16 protein-coding genes are annotated in these 16,471 nt (G+C 61.3%); 11 read left to right on the top strand and 5 right to left on the bottom strand.

Features of this window, described 5'->3' with window-relative positions; genetic code table 11:
• Window positions 1-188 precede the first annotated feature (188 nt).
• The 8 genes from EGY12_RS07600 (at window position 189) to ghrB (ending at window position 7,624) form a co-directional block, all read left to right on the top strand.
• A complete protein-coding gene (locus EGY12_RS07600) occupies window positions 189-755 on the top strand; it encodes a DNA-3-methyladenine glycosylase I (RefSeq protein ID WP_123893034.1) in 567 nt (188 codons plus the stop codon).
• Window positions 752-1,204, top strand: coding sequence for an N-acetyltransferase (locus tag EGY12_RS07595; RefSeq protein WP_123895570.1), 453 nt, complete (start codon window positions 752-754; stop codon window positions 1,202-1,204). The genes EGY12_RS07600 and EGY12_RS07595 overlap by 4 nt, the downstream gene beginning before the upstream one ends.
• 245 nt (window positions 1,205-1,449) lie before the next feature.
• Window positions 1,450-2,112, top strand: coding sequence for an OmpA family lipoprotein (locus tag EGY12_RS07590; RefSeq protein ID WP_123893033.1), 663 nt, complete (start codon window positions 1,450-1,452; stop codon window positions 2,110-2,112).
• Between the two features lie 124 nt (window positions 2,113-2,236).
• The gene (locus tag EGY12_RS07585; protein WP_123893032.1) at window positions 2,237-3,271 is read left to right on the top strand and encodes a LacI family DNA-binding transcriptional regulator; all 1,035 of its coding nucleotides are present in this window, start codon (window positions 2,237-2,239) and stop codon (window positions 3,269-3,271) included.
• Between the two features lie 166 nt (window positions 3,272-3,437).
• On the top strand, window positions 3,438-4,190 hold the full coding sequence (locus EGY12_RS07580) for a sugar phosphate isomerase/epimerase (RefSeq protein ID WP_123893031.1): 753 nt from the start codon (window positions 3,438-3,440) through the stop codon (window positions 4,188-4,190).
• Between the two features lie 7 nt (window positions 4,191-4,197).
• A complete protein-coding gene (locus tag EGY12_RS07575; protein WP_123895569.1) occupies window positions 4,198-5,163 on the top strand; it encodes a sugar kinase in 966 nt (321 codons plus the stop codon).
• Window positions 5,164-5,305: 142 nt separating this feature from the next.
• Entirely contained in the window at window positions 5,306-6,574 is a 1,269-nt protein-coding gene (locus tag EGY12_RS07570; RefSeq protein ID WP_004933942.1) for an MFS transporter, read from the top strand.
• Window positions 6,575-6,646: 72 nt separating this feature from the next.
• On the top strand, window positions 6,647-7,624 hold the full coding sequence (ghrB, locus tag EGY12_RS07565; protein ID WP_016929588.1) for a glyoxylate/hydroxypyruvate reductase GhrB: 978 nt from the start codon (window positions 6,647-6,649) through the stop codon (window positions 7,622-7,624).
• A gap of 1 nt (window position 7,625) precedes the next feature.
• Here the strand turns inward: ghrB and EGY12_RS23340 are convergent, their stop codons facing one another.
• Window positions 7,626-7,778 (bottom strand): hypothetical protein, encoded by a 153-nt coding sequence (locus tag EGY12_RS23340; RefSeq protein WP_172962908.1) that lies wholly within the window; start codon window positions 7,776-7,778, stop codon window positions 7,626-7,628.
• 197 nt (window positions 7,779-7,975) lie between these two features.
• Here EGY12_RS23340 and EGY12_RS07560 point away from each other — a divergent pair, with 197 nt between their 5' ends.
• Together EGY12_RS07560 and EGY12_RS07555 are read left to right on the top strand one after the other, a co-directional pair.
• Window positions 7,976-10,039 (top strand): alpha-amylase, encoded by a 2,064-nt coding sequence (locus EGY12_RS07560; RefSeq protein ID WP_123893030.1) that lies wholly within the window; start codon window positions 7,976-7,978, stop codon window positions 10,037-10,039.
• Between the two features lie 135 nt (window positions 10,040-10,174).
• Window positions 10,175-11,428: a valine--pyruvate transaminase gene (locus tag EGY12_RS07555; protein WP_123893029.1), complete on the top strand. Its 1,254-nt coding sequence runs from the start codon at window positions 10,175-10,177 to the stop codon at window positions 11,426-11,428.
• 41 nt (window positions 11,429-11,469) lie between these two features.
• Here EGY12_RS07555 and EGY12_RS07550 read toward each other — a convergent pair whose 3' ends face one another.
• From EGY12_RS07550 to ibpA, 3 genes are all read right to left on the bottom strand, one after another.
• Entirely contained in the window at window positions 11,470-13,128 is a 1,659-nt protein-coding gene (locus EGY12_RS07550) for a putative transporter (RefSeq protein ID WP_123893028.1), read from the bottom strand.
• 167 nt (window positions 13,129-13,295) lie between these two features.
• Window positions 13,296-13,724, bottom strand: coding sequence for a small heat shock chaperone IbpB (ibpB, locus tag EGY12_RS07545; RefSeq protein WP_004933922.1), 429 nt, complete (start codon window positions 13,722-13,724; stop codon window positions 13,296-13,298).
• A gap of 107 nt (window positions 13,725-13,831) precedes the next feature.
• Window positions 13,832-14,245 carry a small heat shock chaperone IbpA gene (gene ibpA, locus EGY12_RS07540; RefSeq protein WP_004933919.1) on the bottom strand — a complete coding sequence of 138 codons (414 nt, stop codon included), beginning with the start codon at window positions 14,243-14,245 and terminating at the stop codon, window positions 13,832-13,834.
• Window positions 14,246-14,554: 309 nt separating this feature from the next.
• Between ibpA and EGY12_RS07535 the strand changes: the two genes are divergently transcribed.
• Complete coding sequence (locus tag EGY12_RS07535; protein ID WP_049200588.1) at window positions 14,555-14,902, top strand: YceK/YidQ family lipoprotein; 348 nt, start codon at window positions 14,555-14,557, stop codon at window positions 14,900-14,902.
• 37 nt (window positions 14,903-14,939) lie between these two features.
• Here EGY12_RS07535 and EGY12_RS07530 read toward each other — a convergent pair whose 3' ends face one another.
• Window positions 14,940-16,220 carry a DUF3748 domain-containing protein gene (locus EGY12_RS07530; protein WP_123893027.1) on the bottom strand — a complete coding sequence of 427 codons (1,281 nt, stop codon included), beginning with the start codon at window positions 16,218-16,220 and terminating at the stop codon, window positions 14,940-14,942.
• Window positions 16,221-16,471: the final 251 nt, after the last annotated feature.

Below are 16,471 nucleotides of genomic sequence, written 5' to 3'. Positions count from 1 at the left end.
CTCCTGAGAGCCTACAAATAAGGCAATGTCGTTTTTATCGTTGACCGGTTTTCCACCGGCCATGTAGTAACTATTGTCGGCTTTTGCGTCACGTCAAGCGGGCTGATGACAAAACAATCAGAGGCTTGCCAAGTTCGACGCTTCGAGCGATGATTACTGTTCATAAATACAGCATAAGGACAGTCAGGATGGCAGACGAACGTTGCGGTTGGGTGACGGCCGATCCGTTGTATCTCGAGTATCACGACAAGGAATGGGGCGCGCCCACCACCGACGCGCGCGAGCTGTTTGAAATGCTGTGTCTGGAGGGGCAACAGGCCGGCCTTTCCTGGATCACCGTCCTGAAAAAGCGCGAAAATTACCGTCGCGCTTTCCACGGTTTCGATCCGCAGCGGGTCGCCGCCATGACCGAGCAGGACGTGGAAAGTCTGCTGCAGGACAGCGGCATCATCCGCCATCGCGGCAAGATAGAAGCCATCATCACCAACGCCAAAGCCTATCTGGCGATGGAGGCGGCCGGCGAGGATTTCGTCGCCTTCATTTGGGACTTCGTCGGCGGCCGGCCGCAGCTCAACCGCTGGCAGGCACTGAACCAGGTGCCGGCCAAAACCGAACAGTCCGACGCCATGTCCAAGGCGCTGAAAAAGCGCGGCTTCAAGTTTATCGGCTCCACCATTTGTTACGCCTTCATGCAGGCCAGCGGGCTGGTGAACGATCATCTCACGGGGTGCATGTGCTACCCAAAGCCACGGTGATCCGCCCCTGTGGCCCGGAGGATATCGAACGGCTGATGGCACTGTGGCTGCCTAGCACCATCGCCGCCCATCCGTTCGTGGCGGAAAAATACTGGCGTGAGAGCGCCGCGCTGGTGCGGGAAAACTACCTGCCGCGCGCGCAAAGCTGGGCCTGCTGGCATGACGACGAGATCGTCGGCTTTATCAGCGTGCTGGACGAGCAGTTCATCGGCGCGCTGTTTGTCGATCGGGCGTTTCATGGCCGCGGCGTCGCCCAGGCCTTGATGATGCACGTGCAGCAGCGCTACCGCCGGCTCAGCCTGGAGGTGTACCAGCAGAACCTGCGCGCCTGCGCGTTCTACCACAAGCACGGCTTTCAGATAACGCAGCGCCTGTTCAATGATGAAACCCAGGCCTATACGCTGATCATGAACTGGCCGGCAGTCGAAAATTCACCCCATGACGCTTAAAAAAGGCGCATCCGCACCCCGGATGCGCACAATTCGGAATCCGCTGCATAGCGCAGCCCGGCGTTTTGCCGCATAACTCCCCCAGTTTTACCGCGCTCATCATTTGTCACGCTTTTCTCCGGAACTGCCGGCGAAACCACGCGTCATAGGTAGCGCGGCGATGCAGGCCCCCTGCGTCACCCACTTTTTTGCGTCCCCGTTTTGGGCCGGCGCGTACAGATTCTGATGCCATTAAGGACAAGAACATGAAAAAACGCATTGCAATTATTGCCGGTGCAGTGAGCCTTTCGCTCGCGCTGTCGGCCTGTACCACCAACCCTTACACCGGTGAATCCGAAGCCGGCAAATCCGGCATCGGCGCGGGCCTCGGCGCCGCACTGGGCGCCGGCGTCGGCGTGCTGTCCTCTTCCAAGAAAGATCGCGGCAAAGGTGCGCTGATCGGCGCAGCGGCCGGTGCAGCCCTCGGCGGCGGCGTAGGCTATTACATGGATGTGCAGGAAGCCAAACTGCGCGACAAGATGAAAGGCACCGGCGTCAGCGTCACCCGTCAGGGCGACAACATCGTGCTGAACATGCCGAACAACGTGACCTTCGACAGCAGCAGCGCCACGCTGAAACCGGCGGGCGCCAACACCCTGACCGGCGTCGCCATGGTACTGAAAGAGTATCCGAAAACCGCGGTTAACGTTGTCGGCTACACCGACAGCACCGGCTCCCGCTCGCTCAACATGAACCTGTCGCAGCAGCGCGCCGACGGCGTCGCCAGTGCGCTGATCACGCAGGGCGTGGTGGCAAACCGTATCCGCACCACCGGTGCCGGCCCGGACAATCCTATCGCCTCCAACAGCACCGCGGAAGGCAAGGCGCAAAACCGCCGCGTCGAGATCACACTCAGCCCGCTGCAGTAATCCCGTGCGGGGCGCAACCGGCGCCCCGCCGCCTCCCTGCGATTTTCTCCTTACCCTTCAACACTCCCGCCCGCACATCGGGTATGGTAGTCTCCTTGGCAATTAACCGCAGGAGGGATCGGCTGTGAGCACTGTCAAGGCAACGCGCGCCTCGGGACGCGCCACCATCAGCGATGTGGCCAGCATCGCCAAAACCGGCAAGACCAGCGTGTCGCGCTATCTGAATGGTGAACAGCACCTGCTTTCCGACGATCTCAAACGGCGCATCGAACAGGCGATCCAGCAGCTCGACTACCGGCCAAGCCAGATGGCGCGCAGCCTGAAGGGCGGCCAGACGCGCCTGATCGGCCTGATCCTCGCCGATATCACCAACCCCTATTCGGTGGACGTGATGCGCGGCATCGAGGCCGCCTGCCGTCAACACGGCTTTACCCTGCTGGTGTGTAACACCAACAACGAAGTCAATCAGGAGCAGCACTACCTGCAGCTGCTCAGCAGTTACCGGGTAGAAGGCATCGTGGTCAACGCGGTCGGCATGCGCGAGGAAGCGTTATCCACACTGCAACAGTCGATGCTGCCGATGGTGCTGATCGACCGCAAAATCCCCGACTTCGCCTGCGACGTGGTGGGCCTGGACAACCGCGAGGCCGCCACCGTCGCCACCGAACACCTGCTGCAACAAGGTTTCGAAGCGATCCTGTTCCTCAGCGAGCCGCTCGGTACGGTAAACACCCGTCTCGAACGCCTGCACGCTTTCAAACATACCATGGCGCAGCACCCCACGCTGTTGGCGGAGCAGGCCGAAACGCCGCTCAACGATCGGCAGAAGCTGGAGCAGGTGCTGAGCGATTTCAGCGGCCGCCATCGCGGCATGCGCAAGGCGGTGATCTCCGCTAACGGCGCCCTGACGCTGCAGGTGGCGCGCGCCATGCGTCGGCTGGGCATCCAGTGGGGCAACGACATCGGCCTGCTGGGCTTCGACGAACTGGAGTGGGCGGAGCTGGCGGGCGTCGGCATCACCACGCTGAAACAGCCCACCTACCAAATGGGGCACGCGGCGCTGGAGCGGCTGGTGCAGCGCATTCAGGGCCTGGCTGCTCCCAGCGGCGAGCAGATGTTCTCCGGCGAGCTGATCGTCCGCGGCTCCACCACCCGCTAACCCGCCTTCTCCGGGGCCGTTGCCCGCCCCGCCCTCATCGGCTGTTTTTTGCTCAGCTTCGTGATTGCGATCATATTTTTACACTCTGTCGCTTTTCGCTGGAACCGGTTCCATTTAACGTACCGGTAACAGCAGCGGCGGCGACAATGCCGCCTCAGGAGTAAAAATGAAAACAGAAATCATCGTGGTCACCGGTGCCTACGGCACCGATACCGTCAAACAACACGGCGGCCAGCACGCGCTGTTACCCATCATCGCCGGCGCAGGCGCCGACGGGGTAGAGATCCGCCGCGAACTGTTCGCCGCCGGCGAATTGGACAGCCTGCCGGCCCTGGCGCAAGAGATCGAACGCCAACAGCTGTTCGCCGTCTACTCGGCTCCCGAGGCGCTGTTCACCCCGCAACATACGCTGAACCCCAATCTGCCTGCGCTGCTGGCGGAAGCGCAGGCGCTGAACGCGCGCCAGCTGAAGCTTTCCCTCGGCCATTTCCGCCCTGGCTTCGATTTTACCGAGCTGAAAGTGGCGCTGGAGCAGCACCCGGTCAAACTGGTAGTCGAAAACGATCAGACGCCGGACTGCGGCATTTTGTCGATGCTGAACGCCTTTTTCCACGCGGCGGAAGATAGCCATCTGCCGGTCAGCATGACCTTCGATATGGCCAACTGGCTCTGGGTGGGGCAAGACGCCTTCGCCGCCGCCGAACGCCTGGCCCGCCACGTCAGTTACGTGCACGTCAAAGCCGCCACCCAAGGCCCGCGCGGCTGGCGCGCCATCGCGCTGGACGAAACCGACGGCAGCTGGCGCAATCTGCTGGCCCGCCTGCCGCACGACGCACCGCGCGGCATCGAATTCCCGTTGCAGGGCGATGATCTGGAAGCCGTCACCCGCCATTACGTCAATATTTTGCGTGCGGAGTAACCCCATGATGACAACGTTAACGGCAACGACGGCGCAGCAAGCGCCACTGGATGTGGTCACGCTGGGCGAAGCCATGGCGATGTTCGTGGCGGCGCAAACCGGCGACTTGGCGGAGGTGGAAACCTTCACCAAACGCATCGCCGGCGCCGAACTGAACGTGGCGATCGGCCTGGCGCGCCTGGGCATGAATGTCGGCTGGGTCAGCCGCGTCGGCAACGATTCGTTCGGCCGCTTCACCCTGCAGCAGCTGAAAAAAGAAGGCATCAACTACCGGCAGGTGACGGTCGACGGCCAATATCCCACCGGTTTTCAGGTGAAATCCAAAACCACCGATGGTACCGATCCCAGCGTGGAATACTTCCGCAAAGGCTCGGCGGCCAGCCACCTGTCGGTCGCCGATTTCAACCGTGAATATTTTGGTTCCGCACGCCACCTGCACCTGAGCGGCGTGGCGGCGGCGCTGTCCAGCCAATCGCTGGCGCTGTGCCACCATGCGGCGCGCGAGATGCGCGCCATGGGCAAAACCATTTCGTTCGACCCCAACCTGCGCCCGGTGCTGTGGCCCAGCCGCGAGGTGATGATCGAGCAGCTGAACCAGCTGGCGTTCGCCGCCGACTGGGTGCTGCCGGGGCTGAAAGAGGGGCAGATCCTCACCGGCCAATCGACGCCGGAAGGCATCGCCGATTTCTATCTTGAGCGCGGCGTGCAGGCGGTGATCATCAAAACCGGCCCGGACGGCGCCTGGTTTAAAACCGCCGCCGGCGACAAAGCAGCAGTGGCCGCAGTCAAGGTCGACAACGTGGTGGATACCGTCGGCGCCGGTGACGGCTTTGCCGTCGGCACCCTCAGCGCCCTGCTGGAAGGCAAAACGCTGATACAGGCGGTGCAGCGCGGCAACAAAATCGGCTCGCTGGCGATCCAGGCCATCGGCGACAGCGAAGGCCTGCCAACCCGTGCGGCGCTGGCCGAATAACAATAAAAAAAACGACTTCTCCGCATGACGTCAGCCTCTGGCCCTACAACCGGGACACGCGTCGGGAGAGCATCTGCCCCTTTGTCTTGCATGCCCTGCGTGCCGGGCGAAGGGGATGCAACACCACTGAAGGATACTGAACATGAACAAAGCGACTGTCGCGGCCAAACGCTGGTGGTACATCATGCCCATCGTGTTTATCACCTACAGCCTGGCCTATCTCGATCGCGCCAACTTCAGCTTCGCCTCTGCCGCCGGCATCAATGAAGATCTCGGCATCACCAAAGGCATGGCCTCGCTGCTGGGGGCGCTGTTTTTCCTCGGTTATTTCTTCTTCCAAATTCCCGGCGCCATCTACGCTGAACGCCGCAGCGTCAAAAAACTGATCTTCTGGTGTCTGATCCTGTGGGGCGGCTGCGCCTCGCTGACCGGCGTGGTCAGCAATATCCCGATGCTGGCCGCCATCCGCTTTATCCTCGGCGTGGTGGAAGCGGCGGTGATGCCGGCGATGCTGATCTACATCAGTAACTGGTTCACCAAATCGGAGCGCTCACGCGCCAATACCTTCCTGATCCTCGGCAATCCGGTGACGGTGCTGTGGATGTCGGTGGTGTCCGGCTACCTGATCCACGCCTTCGGCTGGCGTGAGATGTTCATCATCGAGGGTATTCCGGCGGTTATCTGGGCGTTCTGCTGGTGGGTGCTGGCGAAAGACAAACCGGCGCAGGCCGGCTGGCTGAGCGCCGATGAGAAGCAGGCGCTGCAACAGCAACTGGACGAAGAGCAGAAAGGCATCAAGGCCGTGCGCAACTACGGCGAAGCCTTCCGTTCGCGTAACGTGATCCTGCTGTGCGTGCAGTACTTCGCCTGGAGCATCGGCGTGTACGGCTTCGTGCTGTGGCTGCCTTCCATCCTGCGCAGTGGCATGCAGATGGGCATGGTGGAAGCCGGCTGGCTGTCGGCGGTGCCTTATCTGGCGGCGACCATCGCCATGATCGTCGTCTCTTGGGCATCGGACAAAATGCAAAACCGCAAGCTGTTCGTCTGGCCGCTGCTGCTGATCGGCGCGCTGGCGTTCTTCGGCTCTTACGCCGTGGGCACCAACCATTTCTGGATCTCCTACGGCCTGCTGGTGGTCGCCGGCGCTGCGATGTACGCCCCTTACGGGCCGTTCTTCGCCATCATTCCGGAAATGCTGCCGAAAAACGTCGCCGGGGGCGCTATGGCGCTGATCAACAGCATGGGCGCGCTGGGTTCGTTCTTCGGTTCGTGGTTCGTCGGTTATCTGAATGGCGCCACCGGCAGCCCGGCGGCCTCTTACATGTTTATGGCCATCGCACTGGTGGTGGCGGTGGTGCTGACGCTGATCGTCAAACCCGCCCGCAACGAGATCCAGCCGCAATTGGCTTGATCCGGTTATACTTTTTATCTGTTAACCCAACCAGGGGGCGTCATGCCCCCTTTGGCCCAGCTGGAGTTCGTGATGAAGCCTTCTATCGTATTGTACAAAAGCCTGCCCGCCGATCTGCGTGAACGTCTGGAACAGCACTTCACCGTGCACGCCTTCAACGGCCTGCAGCCGGAGAACCGCGACGAACTGCGCCAGGCGCTGCAGCAGGCCGAAGGGATCATCGGTTCCGGCGGTAAAATTGACGAAGCCTTCCTGCAGCAGGCGCCCAAACTGCGCGCGGCCTCGACCGTTTCCGTCGGCTACGACAACTTCGACGTCGAGGCGCTCAACGCCCATAACGTGCTGCTGATGCACACCCCGACAGTGCTGACCGAAACCGTCGCCGACACCATTATGAGCCTGGTGCTGGCGACCGCGCGCCGGGTGGTGGAAGTGGCGGAGCGGGTCAAAGCCGGCGAATGGCGCGGCAGCATCGGGCCAGACTGGTTCGGCGTCGACGTGCACCATAAAACCATCGGCATTCTCGGCATGGGGCGCATCGGCCTGGCGCTGGCGCAGCGCGCCCATTTCGGCTTCGGCATGCCGGTGCTGTACAACGCCCGTCGCACACATGAAGAGGCGGAGCAGCGCTTCAACGCGCGCCGCTGCGATCTGGATACCTTGCTGGCCGAGTCGGATTTCGTTTGCATCACGCTGCCGCTGACCGAGCAAACCTTCCACATGATCGGCCGCGATCAGCTGGCGAAAATGAAGAAAAGCGGCATTCTGATCAACGCCGGCCGCGGGCCGGTGGTGGATGAACAGGCGTTGATTGAAGCGCTGCAAAACGGCGTGATCCACGCCGCCGGGTTGGACGTGTTCGAGAAAGAACCGCTGCCGGCCAACTCGCCGCTGCTCAGCATGCCGAACGTAGTGGCGTTGCCGCACATCGGCTCCGCCACCCATGAAACGCGCTACGGCATGGCCGCCTGCGCGGTGGATAACCTGATCGCGGCGTTGACCGGTACGGTGAAAGAAAACTGCGTCAACCCGCAGCTGTTGCGGAAATAACTCAGCGCGACCGGTGATCCGCGGATAACCGGCCGTGTTGCTCTTCCTGCTGCGGCGCGAACAGCGCCTGCAGCTGATGTTCTTCGGCGAAGTGCTGCAATTCGGCATCCTGAATTGCCTGAACGATCTCTTCTCGCCAGTTTTTGTCCGTCATCGCTAACCTCCTGTGATGTTCACCGTTTAATCTGCCGCAGCACGCGCGCAAAGCCAAGCCGAATCAATCCGAAAACGCTCCGCCCTTCCTCTCCTCCCCGAAAAACCCCCGCAGGGAGGAGGCCATTTTTCCACCGTTTGCCACACTGGGCGCTACCCTGCGAAAAAACCCTTCCTGCCGCGCGCGTGAGGAGAGCCATGAAACTGTTACCCCTGCCCTTGTTGATGCTGCTGTCGCCGGCGGCGCTGGCCGCCTGGACGCTGCCGGGTTTCCCGGCCTTCGACGAAACTGCCGCCGGGCTGTTCGCCAGCCAGGCCGCGCTGCCCAAAGGCCAACTGCCGCTGCGGCTGTATCAGGATAACCATTGCTGGCAGCCGGCCGAGGCGGTGAAGCTTAACCAGACGCTGTCGTTGCAGCCCTGCGGCGCCCATCCGCCGGTCAGCTGGCGGCAGTTCCGCGCCGGCGACTATCAGGTGCGCGTCGATACCCGCAGCGGCACGCCCACGCTGCAGCTCAGCCTGAGCAGCGCGCCGGAAAGCGCCGCCGTTACCGTCCGCAGCTGCCCGCGCTGGGACGGCAAGCCGGTCACGGTCGACGTCGCCTCCACCTTCGCCGAAGGCGAAACGCTGCGTGACTTCTATTCCGGCCAAACGGCGCAGGTGAGCCAGGGGAAAATCACGCTGCAGCCCGCCGCTGCCAGCGGTGGCCTGTTGTTGCTGGAGTCTGCCGCCACGGCGAAACCGGCGGCGTTCAGCTGGCATAACGCCACGGTCTACTTCGTGCTGACCGATCGCTTTGAGAACGGCAATCCGGCCAATGACCACAGCTACGGGCGCCACAGCGACGGCCTGCAAGAAATAGGCACCTTTCACGGCGGCGATCTGGCAGGCCTGACGCAAAAACTGGATTATCTGCAGCAGCTGGGCGTCAACGCCTTGTGGATCAGCTCGCCGCTGGAGCAGATCCACGGCTGGGTTGGCGGCGGCACCAACGGTGATTTCCCGCATTACGCCTATCACGGCTATTACACGCTGGACTGGACTCGCCTCGATGCCAACATGGGCACCGAACAGGAGCTGCGCACGCTGGTCGAGCAAGCGCATCGGCGCGGCATTCGCATTCTGTTCGACGTGGTGGTGAACCATGTCGGTTACGCCACGCTGGCGGATATGCAGACGTTCCACTTCGGCTCACTGTATCTGCAGGGCGCGGAAGTGGAGAAAACCCTGGGGAAAAACTGGAGCGACTGGCGCCCCGGGCCGGGGCAAAACTGGCACAGCTTCAACGACTACATCAACTTCAGCGACAAAGCGGGCTGGCGCCAATGGTGGGGGAAAAACTGGATCCGCACCGACATCGGCGATTATGACTCACCGGGCTATGACGACCTGACGATGTCACTGGCCTTCCTGCCGGACATCAAAACCGAAGCGCCAGGCGCCAGCGGCCTGCCGCTGTTCTACCGCCATAAACCCGACACCGCCGCTCGCGACATGCCCGGTGCCACCACCCGCGATTACCTGACCGTCTGGCTCAGCCAGTGGGTGCGCGATTACGGCATCGACGGTTTTCGCGTCGACACCGCCAAGCACGTGGAAAAACCGACGCTGGCGCTGTTGAAGCAGCGCGCCACGGCGGCATTGGCGGCGTGGAAAGCGGAGCATCCGCAGCAGGCGCTGGATGACGCGCCGTTTTGGATGACCGGCGAGGCCTGGGGCCACGGGGTGATGAAAAGCGACTATTACCAAAACGGCTTCGACGCGATGATCAACTTCGATTTCCAGGACCAGGCGTCACAGGCGCTGGGCTGCTTCGCCGACATCGATGCCACTTACCGGCAGATGGCCGAGCGGCTGCAGGATTTCAACGTGCTGAGCTATCTTTCTTCGCACGACACCCGACTGTTCTTCGCCAGCGACGCCAAAGGCTCGCTGCCGCGCCAACAGCGGGCGGCGAGCCTGCTGTTGCTGGCGCCGGGCGCAGTGCAGATTTACTACGGCGATGAAAGCGGCCGCCCGCTCGGCCCAACCGGTTCCGATCCGCTGCAGGGCACCCGCTCCGACATGAACTGGTCTGAGCTGCAAGGGGAAAAAGCCCCGCTGCTGGCCCACTGGCAGCGGTTGGGGCAGTTCCGCGCTCGCCACCCGGCGATCGGCGGCGGCGTGCAAACCCCGCAGCCGCACGCCGCCTACTATGCCTTCAGCCGCCGGCTCGGCAACGATAAAGTGATGGTGGTATGGGCCGGCGAACGGTCACAATAATCCAGCGTAATATGCTACCAATCGGCCAATGGGCGAAACTTGTGCCCATTGGCCGATTTGTCGGCCGCGTTGCAGCGGGATTTGTCTGGCGGTATGGTGGGTGATTACCTGCTAAGAAACAGTACTGCTGCACCTATGACTTTCTCACTTTTCGGCGAAAAATTTACCCGTTATGCGGGCATTACCCGTTTGATGGACGACCTGAACGAAGGCCTGCGCACCCCCGGTGCCATCATGCTCGGCGGCGGCAACCCGGCGCAGATCCCAGAGATGGAAGCCTACTTCAAACAGCTGTGCCAGGAGATGCTCGACCAGGGCAAACTGACCGAAGCGCTGTGCAACTACGACGGCCCGCAAGGCAAAGATGCGCTGCTGAAAGCGCTGGCCAATCTGCTGCGCGACGAGCTCGGCTGGGAGATTTCGCCACAGAATATTGCACTGACTAACGGCAGCCAAAGCGCGTTTTTCTACTTGTTCAACCTGTTCGCCGGCCGCTACGCCGACGGTTCGCGCCGCCGCGTGCTGTTCCCATTGGCGCCGGAATATATCGGCTATGCCGACGCCGGGCTGGACGAAGGGCTGTTCGTCTCCGCCAAACCGAACATCGAGCTGCTGCCGGACGGCCAGTTCAAATATCACGTTGATTTCGAACACCTCACCATCGGCGACGACATCGGCATGATCTGCGTTTCACGGCCGACCAACCCGACCGGCAACGTGATCACCGACGAAGAGCTGATGAAGCTCGACCTGCTGGCGCAGCAGCGCGATATTCCGCTGGTGATCGACAACGCCTACGGCGTGCCTTTCCCCGGCATCATCTTCAGCGACGCTACGCCGTTGTGGAACCCGAACACCATCCTGTGCATGAGCCTGTCCAAGCTCGGCCTGCCGGGTTCGCGCTGCGGCATCGTGATCGCCGACGAAAAGGTGATCACCGCGCTGACCAACATGAACGGCATCATCAGCCTGTCGCCGGGCAGCATGGGGCCGGCGATGGCGACGGAAATGATCGCGCGCGGCGATCTGCTGCGCCTGTCGAACGAGGTAATTCGCCCGTTCTACAAACAGCGCGTCGAGCACACCATCGCGATTATCCGCCGCTACCTGTCGCCGGAGCGCTGCCTGATTCATAAACCGGAAGGGGCTATCTTCCTCTGGCTATGGTTCAAGGATCTGCCGATCACCACCGAAGTGCTGTATCAGCGTCTGAAAAAGCGCGGCGTGCTGATGGTGCCGGGCCACTACTTCTTCCCGGGGCTAGAGCACGACTGGCCGCACACCCACCAGTGCATGCGCATGAACTACGTGCCCGACCCGGAGAAAATCGAGCGCGGCGTGGCGATCCTGGCGGAAGAGATCGAACGCGCACATCAGGAAGCGAACTAAGCGCAATCCATCAGGGCGCCGCTACGGCGCCTTTTTTTGGATTACAGCGTCCAGAACAGCACCGCCAGCAGCTGCGGCGACATGATGCGCAGGAACATCGCCAGCGGATACACGGTGGCGTAAGACAGCGCAGCGGCGCCGCTGGTAGGATGCAGACCGTTGGCGAAGGCCAGCGCCGGCGGATCGGTCATCGATCCCGCCAGCATGCCGGACAGCGTCAGGTAGTTCATCTTGCCCACCGTACGCGCCAGGATACCGACGCTCAGCAGCGGAATGGCGGTGATCAACGCGCCGTACCCGACCCACGTCAGCCCCTCGCCGTGCAACAACGTATCGATGAAGTTGCCGCCCGATTTCAACCCGACCACCGCCAGAAACAGCACGATGCCCAGTTCGCGCAGCGCCAGGTTGGCGCTCGGCGGCATAAACCAATAGAGCTTGCCGATACTGCCGATACGCCCCAGGATCAGCGCCACCACCAGCGGCCCGCCGGCCAGCCCCAGCCGCAAAGCCGCCGGGAAGCCCGGCACGTACAGCGGAATGGAGCCGAGCAGTACCCCGAGGCCAATACCGATAAAGACCGGCAGCATCTGCACCTGCTGCAGTTTTTGTTGGGCGTTGCCGACGATTGCCGTCACCGCGTCGATGGCCTCCGGCCGGCCGACCAGGTTGAGGATGTCACCGAACTGCAGCGTCACGTTGCTGCCGGCCACCAGCTCGACGCCGGCGCGATTGAGGCGCGAAATAACCACGTCATACTTCTGCTTCAGGTTCAGATCGCGGATTTTCTTGCCCAGCACCTGCTCGTTGGTCACCACCGCCCTCACCACCTGCAGCGCGGTGCCGCGCGTCGACAGCGAGGCGTCTACCTCTTCGCCGATCACCAGCCGGGCGTTCTCCAGATCTTCGCGTTTGCCCACCAGGTGCAGGTAGTCGCCAAGCTCCAGCCGCTCGTGCGGCGCCGGCACCATCAACAGCTCCCCGCGCTTGAGGCGCGAACAGACGATCGCTTCGCCGTTGAGCAGCGGCACGCTTTTTATCGCCATGCCCTGCAGATTGGGGTTGCGCACCGCTACGTTCATGGCGTGCAGCAACTCACGCTGATTGCCCAGGCTGTTTTCAAACGCCTGCGCCTCGCGCTCGATGTTGATGCGGAAAAACTGTCGGATCAGCCACATCACCAACAAGATGCCGCAAATGCCGAACGGATAGGCCATGGCGTAGCCCATCCCCATTCCGTCCACCAACGCCGGATCGGAACCGAGATCGGTCAGGATTTGCTGACCGGCGCCCAACGCCGGGGTGTTGGTGACCGCGCCGGAGAATACCCCGAGGATGATCGGCAGCGGCACGTCGAACAGCTTGTGCACCGCCGCCGCCACGACGCCGCCGGTCAGCACCAGCAGCACCGCGAAGGCGTTGAGGCGCAGACCGGAGACGCGCAGCGAAGAGAAGAAACCGGGGCCGACCTGAATACCAATGGTGTAGACAAACAGGATCAGGCCAAACTCCTGGATAAAGTGCAGCATATCCCCGTTCAGGTTGATTTGTCCGCTCTGGGCGAAGTGACCGACCAGAATGCCGCCGAACAGCACGCCGCCGATGCCCAGCCCGACGCCGTACAGCTTCCAGTTCCCCATCCACAACCCAATGACGGCCGCCAGCGCCAACATGCTGACGGTCAGGGCGATATCGCTCATAGGTCACATCCTTGCCAAAGTTGAATCGGAAATTTGCGGCCAAAGACACACAGTTAACAAGGATTATGACATCGGGCTGGCGGGGGGACTGTGGCGCGCGCCACATAACGCAACGGGGGAGATCCGTCTGGACCTCCCCCGTAAGATGATGACCGTTTTTCAGTCGGTTATTTGGCTTCCAGCTCCGGCGTCGCACCGATGGCGATGCGCTGCGGCTGCAAGGCTTCCGGCACCTGACGCACCAGATCGATGTGCAGCAGACCATTTTCAAATTTAGCCTCGGACACCTGCAGATGCTCCGCCAAGGTGAAGGTCAGCTGGAACTCTTTGCACACCAGCCCTTGATGCAGATATTCAACCTGTTTTTCCGGCGGTGTGGGTTTACCGCTGACGGTCAGCCGCGGCCCTTCCACTTCGATATTCAGTTCGCTCTGCCGGAAACCGGCCAGCGCCAGAGAAATGCGGTAGTGATTGTCATCGCTTTTCTCGATGTTGTACGGCGGGAACCCCTGGGGTTCCTGGCCACCCATTGAACTGGCTAATTTATCAAAACCAATCCATTGACGCAGAAGCGGGGATAAATCGTAATTACGCATAGGAACAACTCCTTTCATTAAGCGAGATGTGTTTATTCAGCCCCCTGAAGGCAGGCTAGGTATAACGTCATATTTACCGGCAGCGTACCTGCCGGCGAAACGGAAATTTATTTAATTTCGATGCGGCGCGGTTTTAATGTTTCCGGCACGATGCGTTGCATGTCGATATATAACAGGCCGTTCTCCAGTTTGGCGCCTTTAATTTGAATATGTTCAGCCAGCTGGAATTTACGCTCGAAATTACGCTCGGCGATGCCCTGGTATAAATAGGTTTTTTCTGCCGGTTCGTTATTGTGCGCCCCGCGCACGATCAGCAGATTGTCTTGCGTGGTGATCTCCAGCTCCTGCTCGGCAAACCCGGCTACCGCGATGGCGATGCGATAATGATTTTCGTCCACCAGCTCGACATTATAAGGAGGATAACCGCCGTTTCCCTGACTTTGGCCGGCTTCCAGCGCATTGAACAGGCGATCGAAACCAATGGCGGAACGGTATAGCGGGGAAAGATCAAAATTACGCATAAAACAGCCTCCTAAGGCACTTCAGCGAGGTTGAAATAAATACGCCTTCCACTCTGGACAGGCTAATTAAGCCAGAATTCCCTTACGGCGAATTCTCAATTCGGCTCTGATGATAAAATGGGGGTTGATTTCATCAATTCAACAGGCGAGGATCAAAAAAACTTCGCGCCGATTAGGTGAAAGTTTTTTTACCACTTACACTAAAGTGAGAGAGCCGCCACAGAGCGGGATTTTGCTTCTTTTAAAGCAGCAACAGGATGTTATAAATCAGCTTAATTTAGGGGAACAGCAACCCTGCAGGATGGATTAATGACGACGATGAAAGCGATAGCGACGGGCTGCATGTTGTTGGCGACCAGCGGTTGCTCCAGCGTGATGAGCCATACCGGCCCGAATCAGGGTTACTATCCCGGCACCCGCGCCAGCGTGGACATGCTGAAGGACGACAACACCAGCTGGGCGATGATGCCGCTGGTGGCGCTGGATCTGCCGTTCTCCGCAGTAATGGACACCGTACTGCTGCCTTACGACTATCTGCGTTCCGGCAACGACGCCACCGCAGACTCGCCAAAAGCGCGCATCCTGCGCAGCGAGCAGCAGAATCTGGCGGCAACCGGCAATCCCGGCCAGGGCGACGACGGTACTGCCACGCATTAATCACGCACGCTGCGGGCCGTCAGGCCCGCCATCGGTCTTACACCTCAACCACAAAGATCTGGTTGAACCCCGCTATCTCGCGCATAAACGCCACTTTCTTGCCATCCGGTGAAAACACCACGGCATCCCCCGACGGCGGCTGCACGCTGCGCTGAGTTAAACGCTGCAGCCGGCCGCTGGCGACCTCACACAGCATCACGCTGTTGTCGCACACCAACGCAATCGTCCCGCCCTGCGGGTGCCAGCTGAACGCCGACTGGATGTCATGCTCGCTGTGGCTCACCTGGCGCGGCTCCCCGCCGTTCGGCGACACCGTCCATAGCTGCACCACGCCGCCGTCATCCTTCATCAAAAATGCGATCTGGCTGCCGTCCGGCGAACTGCGCAGCCAATGGCGCGGCGCGCCGGCCACGCCCGGAAAACGACGATCGCCGGTAAAGGTTACCCGTCGCTGCCTGACGCCCTGCGGCGGCGCCGGCAGCTCGCTCTCCGTCCCCTGCAGCGGCAGAGCGCCCGCCCTGGCGTAATCGGCATCGTTCTCCGGCAGATCGACGATAAACACCTCCGGCAGCTTCTCACCGGCGGCGGACAGCGTATCGCCGATGAACGCCAGCGCCCAACGCTGCCGGCTGCCGTCGGCCTTGCGGTAACCTTCGCGACCGATCCACCCTTCCTCGTAGGCGCGATTGATCTGATCGCTGCCTGGCTGCGGCTGCGGCACCGTCTCGCTGACCAACACGCAATAGTGGCTGCCATCATACTCGCGCGGATGCTGTTTCGGCGGATTGACCCCGTGCAGCGGCACAGCGACTCCGACGTTGCGCAGATCGCGCGCCGGATCGCGTTCATGCATGACGTGATCGTTGTAGGTAAAACTGAGACGGCTGCCGTCCGGGCTGAAAACGTGCACATGGCTGCCGCCGCGCAGCGCGCCGGGGGTGTAAGGAGCGGTGATATCCAGCGCGTCGAGGGTGATGGCCAACTCGCGATCCGGTTCGCTGACGATCACCCCGCGGCGGTGGTGGAAATCATACTGCCAGGCGCTGTCTGGGTGCTCCGGGCCGTGGATAAAGGCATAGCGCGCCGGCGCATCAGGGCTGACCGTGACCACGCCGACGTGGGCGCCGTGCTGGGCGCGATAAACCACTTCCACCATGCCGCTGGCGACGTTGACCCGTTCGATGCTCAGACCGGTGAAAGAGGCGCCGCGCGGGCGCACGTCATAAGCCAGCCATTGGCTGTCCGGCGTCCAGACGTTGATATTGGTTAACTGATGCCCGCGAGGGTCGAAAGTCAGTTGTTTTTCCCGATGGCTCATGGCGGTTCTCCTGCGCATGCCGGCACTGAGCCGCCATCTTACCGGATCGGCGACAGCGTTTCACATGGCCTGAGAGGGTGGGCCGGGAGAATTTTTCGGTGCAAAATGGCGCAATTATTTTTCAGCGTCTTATCATTTAAGCCGATCGACAGCATCGACAGAAAATAAACGGCCGATTAAGCAATCGCATTCCTGGCGGCGAAATTCAACGGTGCCAATGCCGTATAGGCGGATACAGCGAGCGCTATTTT

Origin of the sequence: Serratia sp. FDAARGOS_506 (genome assembly GCF_003812745.1) — a bacterium.
GTDB lineage: Bacteria > Pseudomonadota > Gammaproteobacteria > Enterobacterales > Enterobacteriaceae > Serratia.
Note: the sequence above shows the minus strand (reverse complement) of the source record. Positions and strands in the feature narration are given on the sequence as shown.